This window comes from Ditibartonella apis, from assembly GCF_001952075.1.
Taxonomy (GTDB): domain Bacteria; phylum Pseudomonadota; class Alphaproteobacteria; order Rhizobiales; family Rhizobiaceae; genus Bartonella; species Bartonella apis.
Genome location: NZ_LXYU01000001.1, coordinates 644,238 through 671,127, shown reverse-complemented (window position 1 = coordinate 671,127; position 26,890 = coordinate 644,238). Strand labels below are relative to the sequence as shown.

Here is a 26,890-nt window from a genome sequence, read left to right as displayed (position 1 = left end):
TTCTTCTTAAATAAAAAAAGCCCCTTTCGGGGCTTTTATCAAAACGTTTCGAATAATCAGAAATCACGCTGGATCCGGATAGCTCCACCAATAGCATCCTGATCATGCAAATCGGAATGGACATCGTTCCATTTACGATAGTTGACTTCAGGCATAACGGTAAGACCGGGAAGCATTTCATAAGCAACATTGGCAGCCGTGTAGGTGTTGCCTACGCCTTCATAAGTCAACTGTAAGTTACCTGTTGTTTTCGGCGTGAATTTATAAGACGCGCCGAGCCAACCAACCCATTTTCCACCCCATGTACCATAGAAACTGTCAACCGCACGAATACCACGATGACCATCACGGATGATTGAATCCTTATCTTCGATATCGTCATAGTAGGTGTCTTTGAGGTCCTTATATGCACCCATCACCCATAGATTGAATGCATCGGTAATCTTCAGATTGACTTTGGCCTTGCCAATCCAGGCTTCATTGACGGCATCGTAGGCACCGGCACCGGTGATTGATCCCCAACCTTGTTCGAACTTCAAACCGGCAATAACGTCCGGCGTATAATCCTTTATCGTTCCATTAAAGTCGGTATCCTCATCGCCGCCCTGTTCAATCGAAACCAACGCAGTCAAACCGTTGGCAAATGAATGTTGATACTGGATCATATTGGTACGATAGGCACCGCCCAGAACAACATCATCATTGATGAAGTTGCCATAATAATCGAAGAACGTATTCAATGCCGATTCATCAACACCGATATGCAAACCGCCAAGATCAATATAACCGAAACGCAATTCGGAAGAGGATGCATCCGACCCATCATCAAAATCCGAACGCAATTCGATATGGGTTTTCAAGGTTCCAAGCTCGGTTTCGGATGCTGTTGCAACCAGCAAATGGGCACGCACTTCATCGCGCCATGTTTTCATATCGCGATCTTTGCGCGAGCGGGCATAGACATCATCTCCGCCTTTTGCCTGCGCATAGACAAAACCACCAAGTTTCAAACATGTATCTGTTCCGGGGATATAGAAATATCCTTCTCCGTAAGCATCACAAACACGAACATATTCAACCGGCTCTGCTTCAGGTAAGGCGACATCTGCTGCCTTTGCCACTGTTGTTTCAATTCCGATAGTTGCTGATGTTACCAGTAACACTTGAAAAATTTTTTTCATAACTGCCCCGAAAATTTGCTTATCGACTGCGATCCATCAAGAATCCACTGATTGATATGGACATTTCTGTTCCCTCGCCCGTCATGTCCATGCAAATTGCAACGGGCAAATCTATAACGTTGTGCATCTATACAAACTTGAACAAGTTATTCAAGTTTTTAATCGTCATATGAGTTGTATCGGCTTTTTAAAAAACAATCTGTAACAAATATGATACACTTAATCTGATAAAAGCCCGAAACCGTAGCTTCGGGCTTTTATCGAACGCTTTAAAATAAGGTTTCAAGAAAATCAGGCTGCCTTTTCGTCTTTTGGTGTCCATTTCCCGAGTGCTGCCAGATAATTCATCTTTGCACGATGGGCAAAAGCACGTTGACCGGCTGCAACATTCTGCTTTTTGCCGCTCCATGCCTCGATCGCTGCAGCCTGAAGAGCGCGCCCGTAAGAGAATGTAACTTTCCAAGGAAGATTGCCTATTGCGTTGATTGCCGAAAGATGGGCTGTTGCTTCTTCGTCCGACTGGCCTCCAGAAAGGAATGCAATTCCGGGAACCGAAGCAGGAACTGTCGTTTTCAAAACCCGAACGGTTTTTTCCGCCACTTCTTCAACCGAGGCTTTACGGGCTTTTTTGCCATCAATCACCATATTGGGTTTCAAAATCATGCCTTCCATCTTGACGCGGGCGGCAAACAGCTCATCAAAAACTGTCCTCAAGACATGTTCTGTCACTTCATAACAGCGATCGATAGAATGGTCGCCGGGCTTGCCATCCATAAGGATTTCTGGTTCGACGATCGGCACAATCTGTGCTTCCTGACAAAGTGCAGCATAGCGAGCCAAAGCCTGGGCGTTCTGACGAACCGCACCCCAGCTCGGCAATTTGCTCTTATCAATAGAAATGACACCGCGCCATTTTGCAAAACGGGCACCCAATTCATAATATTCTTTCAAACGCCCGCGTAAGCCATCAAGCCCTTCCGTAATCGTCTCGTCGGGGAAGCCTGCAAGCGGCTTTGCTCCCTCGTCAACCTTGATACCGGGAATTGAGCCGGCAGCTTTGATGATATCGGTCAACATGCGGCCATCAGAAGCCTTCTGGCGGATTGTCTCGTCAAAAAGAATGACGCCGGAAATATATTTTTCCATGGCTTCTTTGGTCGTAAACAGCATTTCGCGATAATCGCGACGGTTTTCTTCGGTCGATTCCAGTTTGATCGTGTCAAAGCGTTTTTTAATAGTACTGGTGCTTTCATCAGCAGCAAGCAGACCTTTTCCTCCTGCCGTCATAGCAATTGCAATATCCTCAATACGTTCACTCATTGGGGTGGCTCCTCTTTTTTAATAGCCAGACAATAATAACATTACATGCAAAGTGAAACGGTGACCCCCGTTTCGAATATTCTGGTGTGCAGGCGGAAAATTCCTCATGAAAAGAACCCCCGCTCTCTCGACCTATTTTTCCAGTGCGACAATTCCGGGCAATGGCTTGCCTTCCATCCATTCGAGGAAGGCACCACCTGCCGTCGAAATATAGGTAAAATCGGAAGCAACACCGGCGTGATGAAGAGCTGAAACGGTATCACCACCACCGGCAATAGAAATGAGCTTCTTTTGTTTTGTGCGTGCAGCAACACGCTTGGCAACAGCGACGGTACCGGCATCAAAAGGATGCAGTTCGAAAGCTCCGAGTGGTCCATTCCAGACCAGTGTTGCAGCATCGTCAATGGCTGCATTGATGCGTTCGATAGACTTTTCTCCAATATCAAGAATCATTCCATCGGCGGGAATTGAATCAACGCCATAAGAATGGTTGGGAGAATTTGCTTCAAAACTTTCGGCAACAATGGCATCAACCGGCAAAATGATTGAACAGTTTTCGGTTTTTGCTTTGGTTAGAATAGAACGGGCAGTTTCACCAAGTTCATGTTCACAAAGCGATTTGCCAACGCCTGTTCCTTTGGCTGCAAGAAATGTATTGGCCATACCGCCACCGATAATCAGTGCATCTACTTTTTCGATCAGATTGTTCAGAAGATCGATTTTCGTCGAAACTTTGGCGCCACCAACAATGGCGACAACCGGATGAGCAGGATGACCAAGGCCTTTTTCCAGTGCCTCGAGTTCCATCTGCATTGAACGACCGGCATAGGCTGGCAAAACATGGGCAAGCCCTTCGGTCGACGCATGGGCACGGTGGGCAGCCGAAAATGCATCATTAACGTAAATATCGCCGTTTTCAGCCAATGCTTTGACAAATGCCGGATCGTTCTTTTCTTCGCCTTCATGAAAGCGTGTATTTTCCAAAAGAACAATATCGCCATCTTTCAGGGTATCAACAGCAGCCTTGGCCTTTTCGCCGATACAATCTTCAGCAAAAGCAACCGGTTTGCCCAATACCTTTTCCACAGTCGGCACAATCTGCTTCAATGAAAATTCAGCAACAATCTTGCCCTTCGGACGCCCGAAATGGGCAAGCAAAATAACTTTAGCACCTTTTCTACTCAATTCAGTGATGGTTGGTCTTACCCGTTCGATACGGGTGGTATCGGTTACTTTCCCGTCCGCGACCGGCACATTGAGATCGACCCGCAAGAGAACGCGTTTCGATTTTACATCAACATCATCAAGGGTGCGAAAAGCCATATTTTTCTCCAGATTTTTCCAAGAAACGACCGTTCTTCTTCACAAACAGTCCGCTCATTTACTTTTCATAGCAAGGCTAAAAACAAGTGCTCGGCAAAGCCTCGCATTTCAAACGAATTCGGGGGCTTCACGCCCCCGAATTGCTTTCATCAGATGGTCTTTGCAAATGCGACAGCTACATCCGCCATACGGTTAGAGAAGCCCCATTCGTTGTCATACCATGAAAGAATGCGAACGAAGGTTCCATCCATAACCCTTGTTTGCTCGGTATGGAAAATCGAAGAGTGTGGATCATGGTTGAAATCATGGCTGACAAGCTTTTCATCGGTATAGCCGAGGATGCCCTTCATGGGACCATTTGCAGCAGCACGGATTTCTTCATTGATTTCTTCCGGCGTAACCGGACGCTTTGCAATAAAGGTAAAGTCGACAACCGAAACATTCGGAGTCGGAACGCGGATAGCAACGCCATCAAGCTTGCCGGCAAGTTCCGGCAAGACCAGACCGACTGCCTTGGCAGCACCGGTTGATGTCGGAATCATCGACAAAGCTGCAGCGCGTGCGCGGTAGAGGTCTTTGTGCAATTTATCCAATGTCGGTTGATCGCCGGTATAAGAGTGAATAGTCGTCATGAAGCCCTTTTCAATGCCAACAGTTTTGTTGAGGACATGGGCAACCGGAGCAAGGCAATTGGTGGTGCAGGATCCGTTCGAAATGACCTTGTGCTCTTTGGTCAACTTGTCATGGTTGACGCCATAGACAACCGTCAGGTCAGCACCTTTTGACGGTGCGGAAACGATAACACGCTTGGCACCTGCATCAAGATGGGCAGCAGCTTTTTCGCGGGCTGTAAAAATGCCGGTGCATTCCATCGCAATATCAATGCCAAGTTCTTTCCATGGCAATTGTTCAGGATCACGAGCAGCCGTAACTTTGATCGGCCCGCGGCCGGCATCAATGGTATCACCCGATACCTTTACTTCATGAGGGAAACGTCCATGGACTGAATCATAGCGCAACAGATGGGCATTTGTTTCAACAGGCCCCAAATCGTTAACTGCAACGATGTCAATATCTTTGCGACCGCTTTCAATGATTGCGCGCACAACATTACGCCCAATACGTCCAAATCCGTTGATTGCTACACGTACTGCCATATTATCTCTCCCTTTAATTGAGATATTTGAATATTAAAGCTTTGCTTCCGCCGCTGCAACGACGGCTTCGGGTGTAATCCCGAAATGTTGGTAAAGTGCGCCGATAGGACCACTCGCACCAAAACCATGCATACCTATAAATAGGCCATCTGATCCGATAAAACGATCCCATCCTTGACGAATAGCTGCTTCAATAGCAATTTTTACCGGCGCAGTTCCTATCAATGCCGTTCTATAGGACTCTACTTGGCGCTCGAACAGTTCAAAACAAGGGACCGATACAACTCTTGTCGGAATGCCTTTATTTTCAAGCGTTTCACGAGCTTTTACAGCAATTTCGACTTCCGAACCCGAAGCAAAGATCGTGACTTTCGCTTCGTCACTGGCTGTCATCAACTCATAAGCACCCAATGCACAAAGATTATCTTCTTCATAATTTTTACGCAAGGTCGGTAACCCTTGGCGTGTCAGAGCCAAAGTCGATGGTGTTGTTTTGGATTTCAGCGCCAACTGCCAGCATTCGGCTGTTTCAACGACATCGGCCGGACGGAAAACAAGATGATTGGGAATTGCCCTTAAACTTGCCAGATGTTCCACCGGCTGGTGGGTCGGACCGTCTTCACCCAATCCGATTGAGTCATGTGTCATGACATAGATGACACGGATGCCCATCAATGAGGAAAGCCGCATTGCCGGACGGGCGTAGTCGGAAAAGCACAAGAACGTTCCCGAATAAGGAATAATGCCGCCATAAAGCGACAAACCGTTCATAATGGCGCCCATGGCATGTTCGCGAATTCCGTAATGGATATAGCGGCCGGAAAAGTCATCCGGCGTAATATCATTGGTCTGGCTGGTTCTGGTGTTATTCGAACCTGTCAAATCGGCGGAACCGCCAATTGTTTCATTGACAGCACCATTGATCACTTCAAGTGCCATTTGGGAGGCGACACGCGTTGCCACTTTCGGTTGATCGGCAGCAAGCTTCTTTTTGTAATCGCTGATAACACTATCAAAATTTCCCGGCAGGTCGCCACGCATCAAACGCTCGAATTCGGCACGTTTCTGCGGATCAAGGGCTTCGAATTTTTTATCCCATTCCTGACGTTTTTTTGCAGCATTAAGGCCGGCAAGACGCCAGTTATCAAGAATTTCGGCAGGAACAACAAAAGGCTCGCTTTCCCACCCGAGCGCCTTACGTGTCTCGGCAACTTCCTCCTTGCCAAGCGGTGAACCGTGAGCCTTGTTGGTACCGGCTTTATGAGGTGAACCAAAGCCGATCGTAGTCCGGCAGGAAATAAGCGTCGGTTTATCAGAAGTTTTTGCTTTTTCGATTGCCTTGGCAATTGCGTCCTGATCGTGACCGTCCACCTTGATTGTGTTCCACTGACACGCTTCAAAGCGTGCGCATTGGTCGGTATTGTCGGATATCGTAATCGCACCGTCTATCGAGATATGGTTATTATCCCAGAAGACAATAAGTTTGTTGAGTTTCATATGGCCGGCAAAAGCGATTGCTTCCTGAGAGATACCTTCCATCAGACAACCGTCGCCGACAAGTGCATAAGTATAATGGTCGACCAGATCGCCCCAGCGCGCATTCATGATCCGTTCGCCTAGTGCCATTCCGACGGCATTGGCTATGCCCTGTCCCAGCGGACCCGTTGTTGTTTCGACACCATTGATATGCCGGTATTCCGGATGACCGGCTGTTTTCGCACCGAGCTGACGAAAGTTCTTTATCTCGTCGATTGTGACATCCTCATATCCGGAAAGATACATGGCCGAATAAAGCAGCATGGAACCATGGCCTGCCGAAAGAACAAACCGGTCCCGATTGGGCCAATTCGGCTTCTTCGGATCATGGGCGAGAAATTTGGTATAAAGAACTGTTGCAATGTCGGCAGCACCCATCGGAAGACCGGGATGACCGGAATTTGCTTTCTCGATTGCATCAATGGAAAGAAAACGGATAGCATTGGCCATCTGGTTTTGCTTGTCGGTATTTTTCATGAGAATTGGCTACTCTTTGATCGGTAAAAAATTCGGTCTAATGCTTCTTTTGACAAATATCACTTAAACTGTGCGAGTCAATAAAATCCCACTGTCACCAGCTTTGATGCGGTGGATTTCTTGCCACAAGGCCGGAAGACATTTAAGAATGACAAATACAGGATAAAATTTGCCGGAATGATTCGTTTTTGAATTTATCTTTTATAAAAGGATCTGGAACTCGATGCCACAAGATACATCAATTCTCGATCAAGCGATCAATCGTCTGGAAAACGCTCTTAAAACGCTTGAAAATGCTGTTGTCAATGACAATAAAGATTCATACGACACCAGCGAACTCGAGGAAGAAATCCAGCGCATGAATGCAGATCGCAGCCGTCTTGCACAAGCACTTGATACATCTGAATCGCGCGCTGAACGTCTTGAACAAGCCAATAAGGAAGTATCTCGCCGCCTTATCACTGCAATGGAAACGATACGAACAGTGGTTGACCGGTAAAGGGCAAATAATATGGCAACTGTATCAGTCACGATTGATGGAAAAACCTACCGCATGGCCTGCGATGAAGGCGAAGAAGACCATCTTGCCGGTCTTGCCCATCAGCTTGACCAATACATCAGCCATTTGAAATCGAATTTCGGCGAGATCGGTGATCATCGTCTTTCTGTTATGGCAGGCATCATGGTTATGGACGAGCTTGACGAAGCGCGGCGTCAGCTAAAAAGCCTGAAGCAGGAGAATGAAGCTTTAGAGCAGGAAAATGCACAATTGACAGATGCTTGCGAACGCTATGAAACCGTTGCTGCCAAAGCGATTGATCGTGCAGCCAGTCATATTGATGCGCTTGCCCGCCAACTCGTAAAAAACCAGTAACGGTATCAATTTGGCTAAAAACCGCTTATCCGGAGAAACACGTTTGTCGATTGTTTTTACAATCAGAAGCGTTCAAAATTTGTGAACTTCATAAATCTAGCGGGTTTCAAATCCGTATATAAAAGTAAAACACGTTTTCCTTGAGAGGTCACCGGAATTCAAGGTGTCAATGAAATTTATCTAACACTCGGGATAAATAAACATGGCTTTTTCATGCGGGCTGAGAGCAGAAATCACTTTATTGGCAAAACAACATGCGGCAATCTGCTATTGTCCCGAATGTTGCGACTTATAGTAACTGTTTTGACATTTATCGAATGTTTCGGCCTATATATTTGGCCGGTGTTACATGGGGTCAAGAAATACATCAAGGAACCAGCGCTTGACCGCCGGCCTTTCAGACAGGTTCAAAAAATATTTGAAACGTTTTTCTTGAATGCAAAGCGGTTCAAGGCATGTGCCGGCGGAACATGATGAATCTGTTCCGCCGTTGAATCATTATTTTTAAAACCGGAATGATCCGGTTCAACGCCTATTATCTGCGCTTGCCGTCTTCCTTTTCCACATAGGCAATGCGCAACATATTGGTTGCACCAGGTGTTCCAAGCGGCACACCGGCCGTTACGATAATTCTGTCTCCGGGAACGCTATAGCCTTCGCGCAGTGCAATGGCTGCGGCTCTTTCGACCATATCGTCAAGATTGTGAGCGTCGTCTGTGACAACACAATGAAGTCCCCAGACAAGGGCAAGGCGCCGTGCTGTTTCGGTAATCGGAGAAAGCGCAATAATTGATGGCATCGGCCGCTCACGAGATGCACGAATACCCGTTGCGCCAGAGGCCGTATAAGCAACAATGGCAGAAAGATTGAGCGTTTCGGCAATCTGCCTTGCTGCAAGTGAAATTGCATCGGCACCGGTTGGTTCGGGATCCGGATGTTGGGCATCAATCATCGGTTCATAATTGGAATCCCGTTCGATCTTGCAAGCAATTTTATCCATCGTGCGCACTGCTTCTTCCGGATAGGCGCCGGCAGCCGATTCAGCCGAAAGCATAATGGCATCAGCCCCTTCATAAACTGCTGTTGCAACATCGGAAACCTCTGCACGGGTAGGAACCGGCGACGAGATCATAGATTCAAGCATTTGCGTTGCGACAACAACCGGCTTTCCTGCACGCCGACACAATTTGATAATATCCATCTGGATACCGGGCACTGTTTCCAACGGCATCTCGACACCAAGATCACCACGTGCCACCATAACAGCGTCGGATAAATCAACAATTTCGTTAATTCTGCGAACCGCTTGCGGCTTTTCGATTTTTGAAAGGATCGCCACTTTACCCTTGGCAATTTTGCGGGCTTCGGCAATATCTTCAGGACGCTGGATAAAGGAAAGTGCAATCCAGTCAATCGGCTGTTCAAGAACGGCGAGCAGGTCTTTGTGATCTTTTTCTGTCATTGCACCCACGCCAAGCAGCGTGTCGGGCAGGCTTACGCCCTTACGATCGGAAATGTGCGTTCCCGCAACAACCTTGCATTCAATAGCGGTATGCGAGCATTTCTGTGCCAGAAGCTCCAATTTGCCATCATCAATGAGCAGCCGTTCTCCCGGCTTGACCGCATCGAAAATTTCCTTATGAGGCAAGTAAACACGCGTATTGTCGCCCGGAACATCTTTATTGTCGAGCGTAAAAGTCTGACCAGCTACAAGATCGACTTTACCATTTGCAAATTCCCCTACACGTAACTTCGGTCCCTGCAAATCGGCAAGAATACCGATCGGCCGCCCCTGCTTTTTTTCGATATTACGAATAATTTTTACGAGATTACGCATCGTGTCATGGTCGGCATGGCTCATATTGATGCGAAAAACGTCGACGCCCGCTAGAAAAAGTTTTTCGATCATTTTTTCGTCAGACGAAGCAGGCCCGAGCGTAGCAACAATCTTTACTTTACGGTTACGTTTCATTTTGTAGGAGCTCCTGTAACAAGCGGCGTATTCAACGCCGGATTATTGGATACCGGTTCCGTAAGCTGCACCATCCAGCTTGTCTGGGTACCTGTATCGATTTCTTGAAAACCAGCTTTTTGAAAGCCGCGTGCAAAACAGTCGTTCACGCCATTAATCGTAAATTCGGAATCTTTCACACACATATTGATAGGCCCATCCCAACGCCCGTGATTTTTGGCATCTTCCGCATGAAGATAATAAAAGCGCGATGCCAGAGCCCCATCAATAATCGTCTTGCAACGCGTGGGACCGACGACCCACCAGCCTTCGGAAACCCAGCCGGTTTTCGCACGGTATCCGATAGACACACCAATAACTTCCTGAGTTGTGTTGCAGACACGAAAATCCGCTTTCGTTGCGTTTTGAAAGGTGAACGCAAACATACCACCGAAGAGAACAATCAGAATCTTTTTCAACAACATTTCTGGCACCTTCGGTTTATTTCGTTGCGACCGTTCATCTTTTGCACTTGAATTGTGTTTTGTTTAGTTTCGTAAATTTTGTCAATGTCAGAGACTTTCAAATCAGCTCATATTATAAAGTGATGATAGAAAAATGAAACAGAAAGAAAATTTCTATTCTTTTGAAGAAATCCCCGGCAATATGGAGACGGGTCTTGCATTAATCTGTGATCACGCAAGCAATGTTCTGCCGGCTGAATACGGTTCACTCGGGCTCGACCCGGCCGAGTTCAAACGCCACATCGCTTATGATATAGGTGCGGAGCTACTTACCCGTGAATTGGCAAGACGCCTTGATGCACCGGCAGTTATCAGCCATTTTTCACGACTTTTGATTGACCCTAACAGGGGTGAAGATGACCCGACACTTATCATGCAATTATCCGACGGCGCGGTGATTGCACAAAATTATCCGATGAGCGAAAACGAAAGACAACGCCGCATTGACAATTATTACAAGCCCTATGACACGGCAATCGGCAAGCTCATTGCCAATGTCGGGCAAGCAAGCGGAAAAAGCCCTTTTGTGGTTTCTGTCCATTCTTTCACACCGGTTTGGCGCGGCAAAGCCCGCCCTTGGCATATCGGCCTTTTATGGGATAGCGACAGACGCGTATTCGATCCGCTTTTTGAAGGATTGAACAGGATTGGACATATCAAGGTCGGTGATAATGAACCTTATGATGGTGCGCTGAAAGGCGATACAATGTATCGCCATTGTACAAAAAAAGGCATTGCGCATATTCTGATTGAAGTCAGGCAGGATTTGATCGGGAATGAAAAAGGTGTGACCGAATGGGCTGACTATCTGGAACCCCTGTTTCGTAAAATAAATGCAGCGCCGATGATTCACATGAAACAGGTTTTTCCCTCGCGTGCGGACAAGTAATTTTACTTCATCACACTTAAAGCGCGATATTGACGCTGCAAGACGGATGCGAAAAATTAAAGCCGCCATCTTGACTCCGAGGGCAGGACTCGGACATCAACAGGAAACTGGACGATCGACTAAACGACTCGTTCGAACACGATTTATCTGGAGGCCATTTCCATGAGTGAAGTGACAGACGAAAAACAAGCAGTGGCTGTTGGCCAGTTGCGTTCTTTCATCGAGCGTATTGAACGCCTTGAAGAAGAAAAGAAAACAATTTCCGACGACATCAAAGAGGTTTATGCCGAGCTTAAAGGAAGTGGCTTCGACAGCAAGGCCGTACGCACGATTATCCGTTTGCGTAAAAAGGAAGACCATGAGCGTCAGGAAGAAGAGGCCATGATCCAGCTCTATAAAGATGCGCTTGGCATGAGCTGATTTCTAAATTTCCAAAAACTCGAAAGCCTTCCATTTCCGGAAGGCTTTTTGTTATCTATTGCTGATTACCGGTATTATATGGCACTTAAAACCACTATCTGTATTTTACGGTTCAACCCATTTATCAATGCCAAAAAATTCGCGTTGAAGCTCATCTTATAGCTTTAAAAAATAAAGCTATTTTTCGAGTTCTTCTTTCAGCATTTCAAGCTCCAGCCACTCGTTTTCCTTTGTTTCAAGGTCTTTGCGTTTTTGTTCGAGAAGGCGCGAAAGTTCCTCGAATCTTTTGGCATCCTTGGAATAAAGGTCAGGATCGGAAAATTCGTGTTCCATCTTTGCAATCTCCTGATGCAGCGCATCAATTTCCGATGGCAATTTTTCCAAAGCATATTTCTGTTTATAGGATAGCTTCTGTTTTGTTTCCCGTTTGCCCCGTTCAGCTGTGCCGGATGTTTGCGGCGAAGACGATTTCACAAGTTTTTTCTGTTCGATTTCCCGACCTTTTCGTTGTGCAATCATATCGCTATAGCCACCGGCATATTCGAGCCAACGACCATTACCTTCAGGAGCGATAATACTGGTAACCGTACGATCAAGAAAATCACGATCGTGGCTGACAAGCAAAACAGTTCCCGGAAAATTGCTTACAAGTTCCTGCAAAAGATCAAGCGTTTCCATATCAAGGTCATTTGTAGGCTCGTCGAGTATTAACAGGTTTGCAGGACGCGATAATACGCGCGCCAGCATCAACCGCGCACGTTCACCACCCGACAATTCTTTGATCGGTGTGCGCGCTTGTTCAGGCGAAAACAGAAAATCCTTCATATAAGAGACAACATGACGTTGTTCGCCATTGACGATAACACTGTCGCCTCGCCCATCAGTCAAATAATGGGCAAGCGTTTCACTTTCATCAAGCGAACGTTTTTGATCAAGCGTGGCGATTTCGAGATTGACGCCAAGTTTCACTGTTCCGCTATCGGGTGTCAAAACCCCGCTCAACATGGATAACAATGTCGTCTTGCCAATGCCATTGGGACCAACCAGTCCTACCCGATCACCACGATGGATACGGGTTGAAAAATGATCGACAAGCACATGTTCGCCATAGGCTTTGCTGATATTTTTGGCTTCGATCACCAGTTTTCCGGATTCCTGTGAATCGCTTAACTCCATGACAGCATTGCCTTGCGGCCCGCGATAACTCTTGTATTTCTGCCGCAATTTCTGCAATTCATCAAGACGACGCACATTGCGTTTGCGCCGTGCTGTCACGCCATAACGCAACCAATGCTCTTCACGCACAATCTGGCGGCCGAGTTTTTGTTGCTCCATTTCTTCTTCTTCAAGAAGTTTGTCACGCCATTCCTCGAAAAAAGCAAATCCTTTACCAAGACGCTTTGTTTCCCCCCGATCAAGCCAGATTGTCGATTGCGAGACGTTTTCCAGAAAACGGCGATCATGCGAAATCAACACGATGCTTGAACGTATTGTTTTGAGTTCACCTTCGAGCCATTCGATTGTCGTGAGATCAAGGTGGTTGGTGGGTTCGTCAAGAAGCAGAATGTCGGGAGCGGGTGCAATAACGCGTGCCAACGCGGCGCGGCGCGCTTCACCACCGGAAAGCTGGTCGGGCTTTTCTTCTCCCGTCAAACCCAGATGATCAAGCATATAGCTCACACGGTGGACATCATCCAAAGGCCCGAGGCCCGCTTCGACATAGGCACGCACATTTTTAAAACCCTCAAGATCGGGTGTTTGCGGCAAATAACGGATTGTTGCCGAGGGATGCCGGAAAATCTCGCCATCTGTCGGTTCGACAAGTCCGGCTGCAATTTTAAGAAGTGTCGATTTACCCGAACCGTTACGACCAACAAGCGCAATACGATCGCCATTCGATACGGATAGTGCGGCGTCGGTGAGTAATGGTGTACCACCAAAGGTGAGTGAAATATGATCAAGACGTAAAAGAGGAGGCGCCATTATGATTCCATGTAGCTATTGATCAGTTTAATAGCAAAATATAACTTTAAAACACGTAAAAATAAAAAAGGGCCAGCAGAACCGACCCCTTCATTTTTCAGGTCTTTAAAACCTTATTGGTATTGATTGCAAGGTGCCTGATACATCTGACCATAAGCATCGCGATAATTACAATACTGGACGCCATTGCGTTTTGTTGCGACGCCAACCAGTGTCCCTGCAGCTGCACCGATTGCAGCACCCCTCAAAGCGCCTTTGCCATTCCCCTTGATAGCACCACCTGCAAGTGCACCCAAGGCTGCACCACCAACGCCATATCCGGCAGTACGCTGTTCATTCGGCGAACAGGCAACGGTCGCCAACCCCAAAGCCGAAACCATGGCTATTACAGAAATTCGTTTAAACATGTCCTCACTCTTTCTCTTATGATTTTCCCGATACTGTGTCGTAATAATAAGGCGAAACCAAGATAAGGCGGAAACGAACACTCGACCTCATCCTTACTATTACATATGGATATAGAAAATTATTTTCACAAAGCTACCCTTGAATGTCTTCTAAAGCCCGTCAATGAGCATTGAATTGAGCAACGAGAATTGCTCGTCCCGAGGAAAGAGTTAAATGCAATTGACCAACGACTTCATTGGAAAGTGTCAATGAAGAGCCGAAGGGCACGTTTTTGCGACAAAGTGGCCACTTTGCCCCTTCGATTGTCAAGCCCCCAAGGTCATCGAAACCGATGATACTGAAAATTGTGCCTGCAGGAAAATCGAATGAATAGTGACCCGGAAGAATAGCATATCCTTCCTCGTTACCACTTGTGAGTAGCACATCAATGTCGTTCTGTTTCATCGCCAAAGCGTGTACGAAATGGAAAAATGCATGATCGGACCGTTTTCCCCCCAATGCACCGCATAAAATAATACGGTTTGCCCCTCTTTCCAAAGCGAAGTCGATTGCAAGTTCACCGTCGGTTTTATCTTTGGCAACAGGAAAAGACCGCCGCTCAATATTCCGATATTTTACCATCAGCGCCGGATCGGCCGAATCGAAGTCCCCGACCCATAATTCGGGTGTTACACCAAGGGGTCCGACATAACGTATCGCACCATCAGCAACAATGACATTGCTTTTTCTTATCTCTGCCAAAAGCCGCGGGGTTACCTGAAGATCACCGTCAAGAAGAATAGTGTAGGTTTTCATGACCACCCCGAATTTGCTTTTTTACGTAAATAGCCCATTTTAATTTTTAATCGGTATCTATTTGATTGTTCTGTGATCATTGATATGTCACAACAACTCGCTTCTATTCGTTCTATTATAGGGGAAATTTTGAAAAAGCTTGTTATTTTCAAAGTTTTTCAGCCTTATAGTACGGGATTATATTTTGCCGCAATGAGGATCAAACATCGGTCGCGATGAGTAAATGCAAAACAATGGCCATTTCAGACCTGCATTCAGTGCCACATGTTTCCAAGCGTGTGGTCAAAACGACAGGTTTTACCATTTTTTTAAGCTTTATTTTTTCCGGCTTAACAGCTTGCCAACTTGTCGATTACAATAAGCCCGATGGAGGCCTTATGCCTTCCGGCGCACCGGTCACTGTCGACAAGGTGAGCAAAGGGGATTCTCTTGCACAATTGGGTGCGTCCCAGCATCCGCGAATTTTACAAACCTATGGCGGCGAATATAGTGATCCGAAGCTTGAACGCATGGTTGCCAAAATTGTCGGAAGGCTCACAGCGGTTTCCGATAACCCCGCCCAGACCTATAGGATTACGATTTTAAACTCGCCCAATGTAAACGCTTTCGCACTTCCCGGTGGCTACGTTTATGTAACGCGCGGGCTTCTTGCGCTCGCCAATGATTCGTCCGAAGTGGCGGCTGTTCTTGCTCATGAAATGGCACACGTCACAGCCAATCACGGTATTTTGCGTCAACAGAAAGAGGCAGAGGTAGAACTTACAAATCAGGTTGTTAGCGAAGTTCTGGAAGACCATTCGGCCGAGCGGGAAACAGCTATTCGCGGTAAACTGCGCCTTGCCCAATTTTCGCGCAATCAGGAATTGCAGGCGGATGCAATCGGCATAAAAATGTTAGGACAGGCGGGGTATGACCCGTTCGCCTCGCCACGCTTTTTACAATCAATGGAAGCTTATGCATCCTATCGCAATGTTTCAGGAGCAACCGATGCAACCCTGGACTTTCTGGCCAGCCATCCTTCCACGCCGCAGCGGATCCAGCTCGCAACCGATCAGGCACGCAAAGTGGGAGCTCCAGGTGTAGGAAAGACCGACCGAGATGATTTTCTCAACGGTATTGACGGAATGATTTTTGGTGATACAGCCGACGAAGGTTACATTCGTGGTAACCAGTTCATTCACCCAAAACTCGGGATTACTTTTTCTGTTCCGCAGAATTTCACAATCGATAATTCGTCAAATGCTGTTATTGCAAGCGGCAATAATGACATTGCTGTGCGCTTCGACGGTGTGGCACTTCCCCGCGGACTAACTCCGGTCGACTACATCAAAAGCGGCTGGGTAAGTGGACTTGACCAAACTTCGATTGTGCCTGTCACTATCAACGGCCTTCAAGCTGCACGTGCCCATGCTGCCAATGATCGTTGGCAATTCGATGTCGTGGTTATTTTTGTTAAAGACCGTGTCTTCAGATTTTTAACAGCAGCCCCCAAAAATTCGAACGAACTTGATGCTGTGTCGAATGCAACAACCTCGTCATTCAAAACATTATCGTCGCGCGAGATTTCTTCTCTCAAACCTTTGCGCATTCGCGTTGTCAATGTTCGCTCGGGCGATACTGTCGCATCACTTGCTCTACGGATGCAAGGCACCAACGCAAAAGAAAAACTGTTGCGTATCATCAATGCCTTGCCACCAACCGCAAATTTATCGGCAGGTGACAGAATCAAGATTATCTCGGAATAGCCTGATCGGGATAACGTAATGAGGTCGATTAAAACGCCCAATGCGGACTTGATGTGAAAGAAACAGTGAGCCACCGATCCGGCCCTGCGTGGCCTATTCGGTCACCAATTTCGGTGCGGATTTTATCAAGCTCCTCGACCTCGGCAATTTTGTAATGTTCCGGCAAAATGAGATGAATTTCAATCATTGTGGAGCGGCCGACCCTTGCAAGATAGTTTTGGGAACCGACAAAGCCGTATTTTTCGACAATTTCGTCAACTACACCATTGACATGTTCGTCCAAATCAACGGGCGTTATCATCAGAATATCCCGCATGGCATGCAGAACCGTTTTTACCGGCATTGGCAACATGATTATCGCAATAAAAGCCAAAACAACCGGATCGATATAAGGCAAAACCCATTCATAAATTGTACCTTCAATGAGGGTGGCAAAACTGAAAGCGCATAAGAGAGCCAATCCTATTCCGCCCGATACGATCCAGCTTTTCGCATCAATGGTAATAAAGGCCGATTTTATACGGCGATTGAAATAATGCTCGTAAAACGCCATTCCGAAACACAGGATGACTGCGAAAACCGAAAACCAGATTGCAGCATCAAAATGCGGAAGTTTGCCGCCGTTCAAAATTTTTCCTACAGCCTCGAACAACGCATAGATAACGGCAATCATCAGGGATAACCCGTTGATTGCCAAAAGCATCGGTTCGAGATGCCAGAAACCATATTGAAAACGCTCGACAAATTTCGGTGCTTTGCGGCTTCGCCGGTTGACGTCGATTTCGATCAGTCGAACAACAAGAAGCGCTGCAATGCTGAAGACACAATCAATCGACGAATACATTCCGTCGAAAATAATAGATGATGCACCTGTCAGAATTCCGGTAATAATACCTGCAACAGCCAGAAGGATTGTAGCCAGAATTGAATATGCAAGTATTTTTTGTTCGATATGTGCGTTTCTATCAAACGGTGACAAACAACTTCTCCAGGCCAGTTCTCGTGGCCAATTTTTCGGGGCAAGCCTTTTAGGTATTGGTTTTAGCTACCGGCACGACCGCCCGAAAAAACGAAACGCAATCGTCACATATTCCCTTGGCGATTAAACCTGATAAGCATCGACACTATTAACAGAAAGAAGATAATTTCGCAATTTTTCCATGGCACGTGCTTCGATCTGGCGTACACGTTCCTTGGAAATTCCCATTTTTTCTCCCAATGCTTCAAGAGTAGCCCCGTCATCGTTCAGACGACGGCAACGAATAATTTGGAGCTCTCTGTCGTTCAATATTTGAAGCGCATCATGCAACCACTTCGAACGCCGATTTCCGTCGATTTCATCTTCGACAAGCGTGTCTTGAAGAGGATGATCGTCGACCAGCGTATCCATTTTACTGCCCGAACTCTCGTCATCGGCAATCATCGGAGCACTCAAGGAATTATCACTCGTCGAAAAACGGAAATCCATTGTTTCGACATCAGAAACAGAGACACCAAGTTTTTCCGAAATGCTGCGGAATATATCCTGCTTGCTCATATTTCTGTCTTCGCTGGCAAGCTTTGCACGCAACCGTCTCAAATTGAAGAAAAGCGCTTTCTGTGCCGAACTGGTACCACCACGTACGATTGACCAGTTGCGCAAAATATAGTCCTGTATGGAAGCCCTGATCCACCATGTGGCATAGGTAGAAAAACGCACCTCGCGCTCGGGATCAAAGCGTGCTGCCGCTTCTAGGAGTCCGACATAGCCTTCCTGAACAAGATCGCTCAGCGGTAGTTTGAAATGTTTGAATCGCCCCGCGATTGAAATGACAAGCCGCATGTGTGCAACTGCAATCTGATGCATTGCCACACTATCTTTTTTGTCTCTCCAGCGCAGTGCCAGATCGTGTTCGTCATTGCGCTCGAGATAGGGTGCCTTCATTGCTGAACGCATCATATTACGGCCAAGTGTGTTGTCCGTGCCGGCATTGAAATTTGTCGTTAACTGCGTTGACGTCGGTATGCTGGCCATGATCTGCCCCCTCGATGAGAAACTCGTTAATCTTAAAGAGCAACACCTATGTTGCTTTCAGATTGGGAAACGCACATCGCGAAGGTTGGTTCCGTAAAAAACAACTAAAAGTTTTATTTTTTCAACTTTTGATATATTTTTTAACGACCATTTTTGACCTGATTGATAAATGTATAGTGTCAAAAAACAAAAACCCGCTATAAAAGCGGGCTTTTGAAAAAAGGGATTAACAAATAAAATCCGGTTTGTTTACTTTAATCAAGCAGCAACGTTTTCGCTGTCTTCGCCATCAACATCACTTTCGATTTCGCTATCCCCTTCAGCCTCACTTTTAACGCTCCGCTTGGGGCTTTTGGCAAGATTGATCTCGATCGCACGGACAGCCTCGGTTTCCGAAATTTTATTAACAACAGCAATTTCACGTGCCATCCGGTCAAGCGCAGCCTCATAAAGCTGACGTTCCGAATAAGATTGCTCCGGCTGATTTTCAGCGCGGAAAAGATCACGAACGACTTCTGCAATAGAAATCAAATCGCCCGAATTGATTTTTGCATCATATTCCTGAGCCCGACGCGACCACATTGTCCGCTTGATACGAGCCCGGCCTTGTAGAACTTTCAAGGCACGTTCGACAAAATCTGTCTCTGACAATTTGCGCATACCAATAGAAATAGCCTTGGCAACCGGCACTTTGACGTGCATCTTGTCTTTTTCGAAATGGATAACAAACAGCTCGAGTTTTACGCCGGCCACTTCCTGTTCTTCAATAGCAACAATCTGGCCAACACCGTGAGCGGGATAAACGATGTATTCTTGAGCCTTGAACCCCTGCCGAGCCGGGGATTTTTTCTTGGGGGATGACATATTCTTAACCAACTCCATTTGTGCTCGGCACTGTTGCCGACAAACACAGGTTGAAAGCTCTGCAAACAGAGAGCCTTATCCGATTTCCGGAAGAATGGACGTTACTTTTGATTCAAGGTGCAGAAGAGGACTTCACCTCTTCGCAAATGCAAAGCAAATGCGATAATAAATCCGCAAACCTCGACATAATTCAATTGGACGCAATAAAGCCGTCCACTATTCGACACGAATTACGTCAGATTAAGACACCTTTCGATGAGAAAAAGAAACGCCAATGACATCCGGTTATCGGTTTAACGAAAAAACCATAACACAAAAAACCAAAGAAATCAATCATTGGCCAGTCAAGTTCAACTGTTTATATGGCTAGTCACCGGTTCCCGGCTTTGGAGAAAAGTATTTCTCAAGTTTTCCCGTCACGCCATCCATTTCGGTTGCTTCAGGAAGCTGATCCTTCTTGACCGTTATATTTGGCCATTTGGCCGAATATTCCATGTTAAGTTCAAGCCACTTTTCAAGTCCGGGTTCAGTATCAGGCTTAATTGCTTCAGCCGGACATTCCGGCTCACAGACACCACAATCAATGCATTCATCGGGGTGGATAACAAGCATGTTCTCCCCCTCATAGAAACAGTCAACTGGGCAAACTTCAACGCAGTCAGTGTATTTGCAGCGAATGCAATTGTCGGTCACAACATAGGTCATTGTTCAATCTCCAGTGTTCACGTCAAGCGCATTCCGACAAAAGCCTGTCACACTTTTAAACGGAAATGAAACGATAACAGCAATGAGTTAACGTTTTTGACGGGCGGTTTCAACCCCGCATTTGAACCAATTTGTTCACATTTCCTGTTTTAAAAAATGCATTAATTGCCGTCTGTCGCGTTTTGTCGGTCGAGGTCCCGATGAAATGATGTTCTGCCTGTCTGTTACAACTTCGTCCGGAGTCAAATCTTCATAAAGCAATCGGGCTTCAGCTGCCGGCCCCCGACGCACGCCAAATCCAGCTACCTTATAAACAACGACTGACCGTTCCAGCCGGATAGTCAGAACATCTCCGACTTTTATCGGATAGCTCGACTTGTCAATCTTCACACGATTAACTCTGACCTTGCTGCCCTCGACGAGTTTGGCAGCAAGGCTACGCGTTTTGACCGTTCGCGAAAAAAACAGCCACTTGTCCAGACGCTGTCTCGAAACGGTCTCTTCGTTCATTTTTTCAATTGGTCGCGCAAAGCAGCAAGCTTTGCAAAAGGCGAATCAGGATCAATCGGCTTCGGTTGCGACTTCGATTTATGCTGTCTGTAAGACGCATCCGCTTTCGGATTGTTGAAAGACGAATTTTTACGCGGACGCTGTTTGTCTCGCCGTGGTTCGCCCGATTTATCTGTTCGTTCACCGGCTTTTTCAAACCGCTGTGCAGAACGCTTCTTTTTGTCACCATTCTGCCTTGACTGACGGTAATCGTGACGGCCCTGATAATGCCAAAGCAATACAGGTTTTTCCTCTTCTTCAGTAGTCTTCTTACCGAAATGAGGCCCGACCGGTTCTGCATCCGGTGTTTTTACTTCTTCCGTTGCTGCGGCTTCTTCAACCACCGACGTAGTTGCAAAATCACCTACCGGTTCGGCCGGACGTTCGACGACTGCAGCAGGCTTTGCTTCATCTTTTGTTGCATCAAGCTCCTGAAGCTTGGCGTCAATCTCTGCCTTGTCTTTTTTATCAAAACGGTAACCCAGGCTTTTCAGAATTTCTTCCATATCCTCGGCTGTTGCACCAAGTATCGACATCATTGCCGGAGTAACCAGAAAATGGCGCCCGTCATAAGCACCGTCCGGACGCGGCCCGCTACCAGGCTTCCAGTTCACTGCATTGCGAATAAGGTCTGCCAGACGTTCAAGAATATCGACACGTACGGCGCGACGGCCCAGAATCCGATAACCGGCAAGTTGATAAAAGGTCGGGTTGAAAGTCGGGTCGACAACAACCGAAGTTCGACCGGCTGCCAATACTTGCAGAACATCGCCATAGCCCGGCAAATCCCGTGCATGGTTTTTCAAAGCCCATAGAAGTGTAATAGCTTGTGCCGGTGCCGGTTTTAACATCATCGGCAGAAAAATATGGAAAGCACCAAAACGCGTACCAAGCCTTCTTAAGGCTGCACGTGAAATCTGGTCAAGGCTTTTGACTTCTTCGGCGACATCGCGGCGCGGCAGAACCCCGAGATGTTCAACCAGACGGAACGCAAGTCCGCGTGTCATACCCACAAGCGCATCCGCATTGATGAGATCAAAAAGCGGCTTCAATGCTGTTTCAAAATGGAAGCTGACAAAACGGTCAACCCGCTCGGCAACTGTTTCACGCGCCTGCCCGGTCAACTGTTCATCGGCAAGTAACACTGCCCGCGGTTTTAAAATGTCGTCGGTTGCAGCAAGACTTGCCAAAGGTTGGCCAATCCAGCGAACCACACCATCCGACCCGATCGCAAAATCGCTATTGGCCGAAGCGGCCAGACGATCTGCCTTTTTTTCGAATTCACCGGCCAATATTTTATCTGCAGCAGCCCTTAGAGCTTTTGCATCGGCACCCTCGCCATTGACATCGGCAATAAAACGAAACCCATCAAGTTTTCCAACATGATGTCCTTCAACAAGAACATCGCCAGTTTGAACTATTTCGGCATCCATCATCACATTCTCTCTAAGCCGCCTCATAAGTACGCTTGTTCTGCGGTCTACAAATCGTTTCGTCAACCTCTCATGTAGCGCATCCGACAATCTATCTTCAATTTCTCGCGTCTTTTCTTGCCAGTGTTGCGGATTGGTAAGCCATCCGGGTCGATGTGACACGAATGTCCAGGTTCTTATCTGGGCAATCCGGTGCGATAAAGTGTCAATATTGCCATCGACTCGATCGGCTTGGGATACCTGCTCGGCCAAATAGTTTTCATTGACGCTGCCACGTTTTACAAGATCACGATAGATATTGGCAATAATTTCTGCGTGTTGTGCCGGTGCAATTTTGCGATAATCGGGAAGTGCACATGCGTCCCAAAGCAATGCGACGCGTTCTGGCCGGTCAGCAAGACGGGCGATATCATAATCATGTGAGAGATTATCCAGAGCTTGTGCATCCACAGCTGGTAAAGCACGGGCAAGCCCTTCTACAGGGGCAGCCGCTTCCAGTGATTTTCTTAAACTGTCAAGCGTTGTAAAATCGAGGTCTTCGCTGCGCCACTGCAAAACTTTTACAGGATCGAAGTGATGTGATTCGATCCGCTCGACAAGACCCTTGTCGAGATCGGCTACCCGACCGGTAACGCCGAAAGTACCGTCACGCATGTGACGACCGGCGCGTCCGGCAATTTGTGCCATTTCTGCTGCTGTCAAATCGCGAAACTGATAGCCATCGAATTTTCTTGTCTGGGCAAAAGCCACATGATCGACATCAAGATTAAGTCCCATGCCGATCGCATCGGTCGCGACAAGAAAATCCACATCGCCCGATTGATAAAGGGCAACTTGCGCATTTCTTGTGCGTGGCGAAAGTGCCCCCATAACCACCGCTGCCCCGCCACGCTGCCGTTTGATGAGCTCGGCAATGGAATAGACATCATCGGCAGAAAAAGCGACTATTGCCGTGCGACTCGGCAAACGGGTCAACTTTTTTGAACCGGCATAGAGCAGTTGGGAAAAACGAGGACGACTAATAACATTAAGACCGGGCAAAAGTTTTTGCAAAATCCCTTGCATCGTCGAAGCACCCAGCAGCATTGTTTCCTGAGTGCCACGTAAATGCAAAATCCGATCGGTAAAAATATGGCCACGCGCCAGATCACCGGCAAGCTGCACTTCATCTATGGCAACAAAAGATGCTTTGGTTTCACGTGGCAAAGCTTCGACAGTGCAAACAGAATATGGGGCACCAAGAGGGATAATCTTTTCTTCCCCCGTAATGAGAGAAACCCGGTCGGGGCCAATTTTTTCGCTGATACGATTATAAACTTCCCGTGCAAGAAGTCGTAACGGTAGCCCGATCATTCCGCTGTCATGGGCAAGCATACGCTCGATTGCCAAATGGGTTTTGCCAGTATTTGTCGGCCCCAGAACAGCTGTTACATCACGCCCCGAAAGGATGAGAGGGGCTTTAGCCATCGTCTACTCCAAATTATCAAATTTTGCCGGACATAGCCGCCAAAATACGCCTTAACGCCTTATCGAACGACAAGCAAGCTTCGTCATTTACAAAACATTAACCATAATTCTTAACCTTTGGAACAGTACCGGAACGAATCAGCGACGAATCGCTGACATTATCATGTTCTTGATATGTTCTAACCAGATACTGTGTCCTTACAAGATGAGAAAACAAAATATAGCAATAAGGTCAAGATTAAATCGGAAAAACGGGGCCATTCCGATTAACCATAATCCGGCAACACAACGAAGCTTCAACAGTCATAATTCTATCAAGCCTCAAAATATCCTATAATCACCAAAGGTTTCCTTTAATGGCACACTATATCCGTTCAAGACCGGTAATATTGGATGAATCGCAAGTTGGCCAGTCGAGCTACCCATAGATTTTTTGGCACGCCGGATTAGAATGTCGCGAGTGTAAAGTGTCTCCGCTCAATTGTCTCCCGCTTACAGTGTCTCTAACCGCGCTTGTCGCCGGCAAATGGTTTTTGGCAATATATTCCGATATGGGCAATAAGGTTTTGTGACAGGTTTTAAAAACAAGGTGTTTGGGAGATGAGAGCCCAACGATAACCGGCGTCGAAGTTTTGAAGATTGGTCAGCTTAAAAAGCTTGAAAACAGAAAAAGCCTATCAAGGAAAATCATTCGGGTCATTGAAGAAATTAACTTCAGTCAAGACTGAAATAAAATAACATAAGACGAACGCCGGCTACCGGACGATTTTTACCGGAAAGCCTTTATGATTAATCCGGATGGCCATGACTTGGCGACGCTGTCAATAACATTTGAAGCCACTCGAATAATAAAGCTTCACAAAAACCGGTTACAGAAATTTTCACAAAACCGGCTCACCGCAATCGTAAAAATCTTTGTATAATCCGGACACAAAAAAACCGGCCAATAGACCGGTTTTTCTTTAAATTCAAAAAAGACTTCAGTCTTTCGGTGTCAAAACCTGACGGCCACGATACATACCGGTTTTAAGATCGATATGATGCGGGCGGCGAAGCTCACCGGAAGTTTTGTCTTCAACATAGGTCGGAGCCTTGAGGGCATCGGCAGAACGACGCATACCGCGCTTTGACGGGGTCGTTTTTCGTTTAGGTACAGCCATGGAAATATACTCCAAATTTGCTTAAAACGTATCTGCCACCATAACCCGAAGCTATATCGGCAGACAAAATAATAGAAGGTTTGGCGTGCCTATACACTGATTATCAGGCTTTGACCAGACTGAAATCAGCATTTTTTATGAAATAGGCCGATATTGTGCCCATTATGAGCGGAAAAATTTTAAAATAAACGGTTCAGTCATAATTTTTTTAAAAATTATAAATGTCACTCTGCCACGTGAAAACGACACGACTGATCGCACCGACTCAAGCATCATCCGGCTTTTTGTTTTTAAGCAAACTTCCCTTTAATTTTTACAAAACCTGCCTTTATTCATGCAAACATTGCGTGTAAGTACCCGCTTGCTGCAAGCGTTTTTCGATCAACCGTCCAAGTCTTGTCATATTCATCGAAGGGCGCGCAGGGTTGCGCAATTTCGGATTGGGCAATGCTACTGCAAGATAGATGGCCTGTCTTTGCGTGAGATTTTTTGCCGAACGTTTAAAGAAATGTCGTGAAGCAGCTTCTGCACCATAAATACCGGGACCCCATTCTGCAATATTGAGATAAATTTCCATAATCCGCCGTTTTGACAAAAAAGCATCGGCGACTGTGGCATAAGGAATCTCGAGACCTTTTCGAAGGTAAGACCGACCATGCCACAAAAACAAATTCTTCACCATTTGCATAGTAACAGTCGATGCACCTCTTTTTGGCCCGCCATCGCGCGTTATAACTGTTTTTAAAGCACCCCAGTCGACGCCATTATGAAAACAAAATTGCCCGTCCTCCGACATAATCACCGCATTGACAAGATGGGGAGAAATATCTTCGATAGGCGTCCACTGGCGTTCATAAGGTGTCTGAGTGATTTTATCGCGCAACATCAAGGTCGAAAGCGGGTGAATAAAAGGCAGCTTATAAAGAAGCATCATTAAAAACGGCAAAGCTAGCAAAAACACCAATATGTAAAGCGTCAAGCGCAGTTTTCCTGAACGCATTTTATCAGAGCGGATTTGCCGATTTTCGCTTTCAATCAACAATTATGCCTCGTTTAATAAACAACCTTCGTTTATATCAATAGTGTCAAACTCATAAGCGTTGACGGCGACGTTGGAATGTTTCATTTCCATCTTGCAAAGATCAGAGGAATTCTCAATGGAAGATTTTACCAATTTACTTGCCAAAAATGCCCGCCAGATTGGTGAAATGCTGGATGCAAAACTCTCTAATCATATCGAGTCCGGAGAAATTGCCCGCCCACCACGTCTTCTCGCTGCAATGCGGCATGGTGTTTTGAATGGTGGCAAGAGATTGCGGCCTTTTCTTGTTATCGAGACAGCGCGACTTTTTGATGCCAATATCGAAGCGGCACGATGCGTTGGCGCAGCACTTGAAGCAATCCATTGCTATTCATTGATACACGATGATTTACCGGCCATGGATAATGATGATTTGCGACGTGGCAAGCCCACTGTCCACAAAGCATTTGACGAAGCGACAGCGATACTTGCCGGTGACGCATTATTGACAATTGCTTTTGATTTTCTTTCCGACGAAAAACTCGAGCTTGATGCAAAAATCCGGCTTCAACTGATAAACGGTCTTGCCCGCAGTGCCGGTCTTGGTGGCATGGTTGGCGGGCAAGTTCTCGACCTCGAAGCGGAGACGAAAAAACCTGATGAAAGCGGCATTATCACATTGGAAGCGATGAAAACCGGTGCACTTATCCGCTATGCCTGTGAAGCCGGTGCTATTCTTTCCAATGCAACCCGAGAAGATCGCGAAAGACTTTCCGAATTCGGCGCGGCAATTGGCCTTGCTTTTCAGCTTGCCGACGATGTCCTTGACGTAACTTCCGATACCAACGCACTCGGCAAGACGGCCGGCAAAGATATTGCAGCCAATAAAGCAACTTTGGTAGCCCTGCACGGTGTAGATTGGGCAAAACACCAACTGGAAGGCCTGATGGAACAGGCTGATGGCCTGCTTGAGCCATTCGGAAACAAGGCCGATATTTTAAGGGCGACAGCAAGATTTGTCATAGAACGGAAGAATTGAGAGGTGAACAAAAGAATTGACAAGGGGAAAAACTGACGGGACGGAAAAAGTGGCC

The 26,890-nt window shown here is 46.7% G+C and carries 24 protein-coding genes and 1 pseudogene; 6 read left to right on the top strand and 19 right to left on the bottom strand.

The annotated features are described in order from the left end of the window. Positions 1–56 precede the first annotated feature (56 nt). The 5 genes from PEB0122_RS03005 to tkt form a co-directional block, all read right to left on the bottom strand. Positions 57–1,181 carry a porin gene (locus PEB0122_RS03005; RefSeq protein WP_075869326.1) on the bottom strand — a complete coding sequence of 375 codons (1,125 nt, stop codon included), beginning with the start codon at positions 1,179–1,181 and terminating at the stop codon, positions 57–59. A gap of 291 nt (positions 1,182–1,472) precedes the next feature. Beyond that, a complete protein-coding gene (locus PEB0122_RS03000) occupies positions 1,473–2,501 on the bottom strand; it encodes a class I fructose-bisphosphate aldolase (protein WP_075915441.1) in 1,029 nt (342 codons plus the stop codon). A 132-nt stretch (positions 2,502–2,633) separates the two neighbouring features. Continuing rightward, complete coding sequence (locus PEB0122_RS02995) at positions 2,634–3,824, bottom strand: phosphoglycerate kinase (RefSeq protein ID WP_075915440.1); 1,191 nt, start codon at positions 3,822–3,824, stop codon at positions 2,634–2,636. 149 nt (positions 3,825–3,973) lie between these two features. Further along, positions 3,974–4,981, bottom strand: a complete 1,008-nt coding sequence (gap, locus tag PEB0122_RS02990) for a type I glyceraldehyde-3-phosphate dehydrogenase (protein WP_075869329.1) — start codon at positions 4,979–4,981, stop codon at positions 3,974–3,976. A 33-nt stretch (positions 4,982–5,014) separates the two neighbouring features. Further along, complete coding sequence (gene tkt, locus PEB0122_RS02985; RefSeq protein WP_075869330.1) at positions 5,015–6,994, bottom strand: transketolase; 1,980 nt, start codon at positions 6,992–6,994, stop codon at positions 5,015–5,017. A gap of 223 nt (positions 6,995–7,217) precedes the next feature. Here tkt and PEB0122_RS02980 point away from each other — a divergent pair, with 223 nt between their 5' ends. Together PEB0122_RS02980 and PEB0122_RS02975 are read left to right on the top strand one after the other, a co-directional pair. Next, positions 7,218–7,493 (top strand): DUF4164 domain-containing protein, encoded by a 276-nt coding sequence (locus PEB0122_RS02980; protein WP_075869331.1) that lies wholly within the window; start codon positions 7,218–7,220, stop codon positions 7,491–7,493. Between the two features lie 12 nt (positions 7,494–7,505). Beyond that, complete coding sequence (locus PEB0122_RS02975; protein WP_075869332.1) at positions 7,506–7,868, top strand: cell division protein ZapA; 363 nt, start codon at positions 7,506–7,508, stop codon at positions 7,866–7,868. A 535-nt stretch (positions 7,869–8,403) separates the two neighbouring features. Here the strand turns inward: PEB0122_RS02975 and pyk are convergent. Together pyk and PEB0122_RS02960 are read right to left on the bottom strand one after the other, a co-directional pair. Further along, positions 8,404–9,840, bottom strand: a complete 1,437-nt coding sequence (gene pyk / locus PEB0122_RS02965; RefSeq protein ID WP_075869334.1) for a pyruvate kinase — start codon at positions 9,838–9,840, stop codon at positions 8,404–8,406. Next, entirely contained in the window at positions 9,837–10,304 is a 468-nt protein-coding gene (locus tag PEB0122_RS02960; protein ID WP_075915438.1) for a DUF1036 domain-containing protein, read from the bottom strand. Before PEB0122_RS02960 ends, pyk begins: the two co-directional genes overlap by 4 nt. Positions 10,305–10,437: 133 nt before the next feature. Here PEB0122_RS02960 and PEB0122_RS02955 point away from each other — a divergent pair, with 133 nt between their 5' ends. Both PEB0122_RS02955 and PEB0122_RS02950 read left to right on the top strand, forming a co-directional pair. Further along, positions 10,438–11,232 (top strand): N-formylglutamate amidohydrolase, encoded by a 795-nt coding sequence (locus PEB0122_RS02955; protein ID WP_075915437.1) that lies wholly within the window; start codon positions 10,438–10,440, stop codon positions 11,230–11,232. Positions 11,233–11,394: 162 nt separating this feature from the next. Next, positions 11,395–11,652 carry a DUF2312 domain-containing protein gene (locus PEB0122_RS02950; RefSeq protein WP_075869337.1) on the top strand — a complete coding sequence of 86 codons (258 nt, stop codon included), beginning with the start codon at positions 11,395–11,397 and terminating at the stop codon, positions 11,650–11,652. Between the two features lie 177 nt (positions 11,653–11,829). Here the strand turns inward: PEB0122_RS02950 and PEB0122_RS11995 are convergent, their stop codons facing one another. The 4 genes and pseudogenes from PEB0122_RS11995 to PEB0122_RS02935 form a co-directional block, all read right to left on the bottom strand. Next, positions 11,830–12,171 (bottom strand): hypothetical protein, encoded by a 342-nt coding sequence (locus PEB0122_RS11995; RefSeq protein ID WP_404801500.1) that lies wholly within the window; start codon positions 12,169–12,171, stop codon positions 11,830–11,832. Next, positions 12,150–13,635, bottom strand: a pseudogene (locus PEB0122_RS02945) (ABC-F family ATP-binding cassette domain-containing protein); the annotation flags it as partial. The gene PEB0122_RS11995 and the pseudogene PEB0122_RS02945, both read right to left, overlap by 22 nt. A 113-nt stretch (positions 13,636–13,748) precedes the next feature. Further along, on the bottom strand, positions 13,749–14,042 hold the full coding sequence (locus PEB0122_RS02940) for a glycine zipper 2TM domain-containing protein (protein ID WP_075869339.1): 294 nt from the start codon (positions 14,040–14,042) through the stop codon (positions 13,749–13,751). Positions 14,043–14,202: 160 nt separating this feature from the next. Next, positions 14,203–14,838: a thiamine diphosphokinase gene (locus tag PEB0122_RS02935; RefSeq protein ID WP_075915436.1), complete on the bottom strand. Its 636-nt coding sequence runs from the start codon at positions 14,836–14,838 to the stop codon at positions 14,203–14,205. A 215-nt stretch (positions 14,839–15,053) separates the two neighbouring features. Here PEB0122_RS02935 and PEB0122_RS02930 point away from each other — a divergent pair, with 215 nt between their 5' ends. Further along, on the top strand, positions 15,054–16,583 hold the full coding sequence (locus tag PEB0122_RS02930; protein ID WP_225867781.1) for a M48 family metalloprotease: 1,530 nt from the start codon (positions 15,054–15,056) through the stop codon (positions 16,581–16,583). Positions 16,584–16,611: 28 nt separating this feature from the next. Here PEB0122_RS02930 and PEB0122_RS02925 read toward each other — a convergent pair whose 3' ends face one another. The 8 genes from PEB0122_RS02925 to mtgA form a co-directional block, all read right to left on the bottom strand. Continuing rightward, entirely contained in the window at positions 16,612–17,562 is a 951-nt protein-coding gene (locus PEB0122_RS02925; protein WP_075869341.1) for a cation diffusion facilitator family transporter, read from the bottom strand. Between the two features lie 123 nt (positions 17,563–17,685). Further along, entirely contained in the window at positions 17,686–18,597 is a 912-nt protein-coding gene (locus tag PEB0122_RS02920; protein ID WP_075869342.1) for an RNA polymerase factor sigma-32, read from the bottom strand. Positions 18,598–18,855: 258 nt separating this feature from the next. After that, complete coding sequence (locus tag PEB0122_RS02915; RefSeq protein WP_075869894.1) at positions 18,856–19,461, bottom strand: CarD family transcriptional regulator; 606 nt, start codon at positions 19,459–19,461, stop codon at positions 18,856–18,858. Between the two features lie 366 nt (positions 19,462–19,827). Further along, complete coding sequence (fdxA, locus tag PEB0122_RS02905) at positions 19,828–20,166, bottom strand: ferredoxin FdxA (RefSeq protein ID WP_075869344.1); 339 nt, start codon at positions 20,164–20,166, stop codon at positions 19,828–19,830. 135 nt (positions 20,167–20,301) lie between these two features. Then, complete coding sequence (locus tag PEB0122_RS02900) at positions 20,302–20,676, bottom strand: RNA-binding S4 domain-containing protein (RefSeq protein ID WP_075869345.1); 375 nt, start codon at positions 20,674–20,676, stop codon at positions 20,302–20,304. After that, complete coding sequence (locus PEB0122_RS02895) at positions 20,673–23,615, bottom strand: DEAD/DEAH box helicase (protein ID WP_075869346.1); 2,943 nt, start codon at positions 23,613–23,615, stop codon at positions 20,673–20,675. The genes PEB0122_RS02900 and PEB0122_RS02895 overlap by 4 nt, the downstream gene beginning before the upstream one ends. A gap of 980 nt (positions 23,616–24,595) precedes the next feature. Continuing rightward, positions 24,596–24,775: a 50S ribosomal protein L32 gene (rpmF, locus tag PEB0122_RS02890; protein ID WP_075869347.1), complete on the bottom strand. Its 180-nt coding sequence runs from the start codon at positions 24,773–24,775 to the stop codon at positions 24,596–24,598. 328 nt (positions 24,776–25,103) lie between these two features. Beyond that, complete coding sequence (mtgA, locus tag PEB0122_RS02885) at positions 25,104–25,775, bottom strand: monofunctional biosynthetic peptidoglycan transglycosylase (protein ID WP_178391774.1); 672 nt, start codon at positions 25,773–25,775, stop codon at positions 25,104–25,106. A gap of 157 nt (positions 25,776–25,932) precedes the next feature. Between mtgA and PEB0122_RS02880 the strand changes: the two genes are divergently transcribed. Then, positions 25,933–26,835 carry a polyprenyl synthetase family protein gene (locus PEB0122_RS02880; protein ID WP_075869348.1) on the top strand — a complete coding sequence of 301 codons (903 nt, stop codon included), beginning with the start codon at positions 25,933–25,935 and terminating at the stop codon, positions 26,833–26,835. Positions 26,836–26,890: the final 55 nt, after the last annotated feature.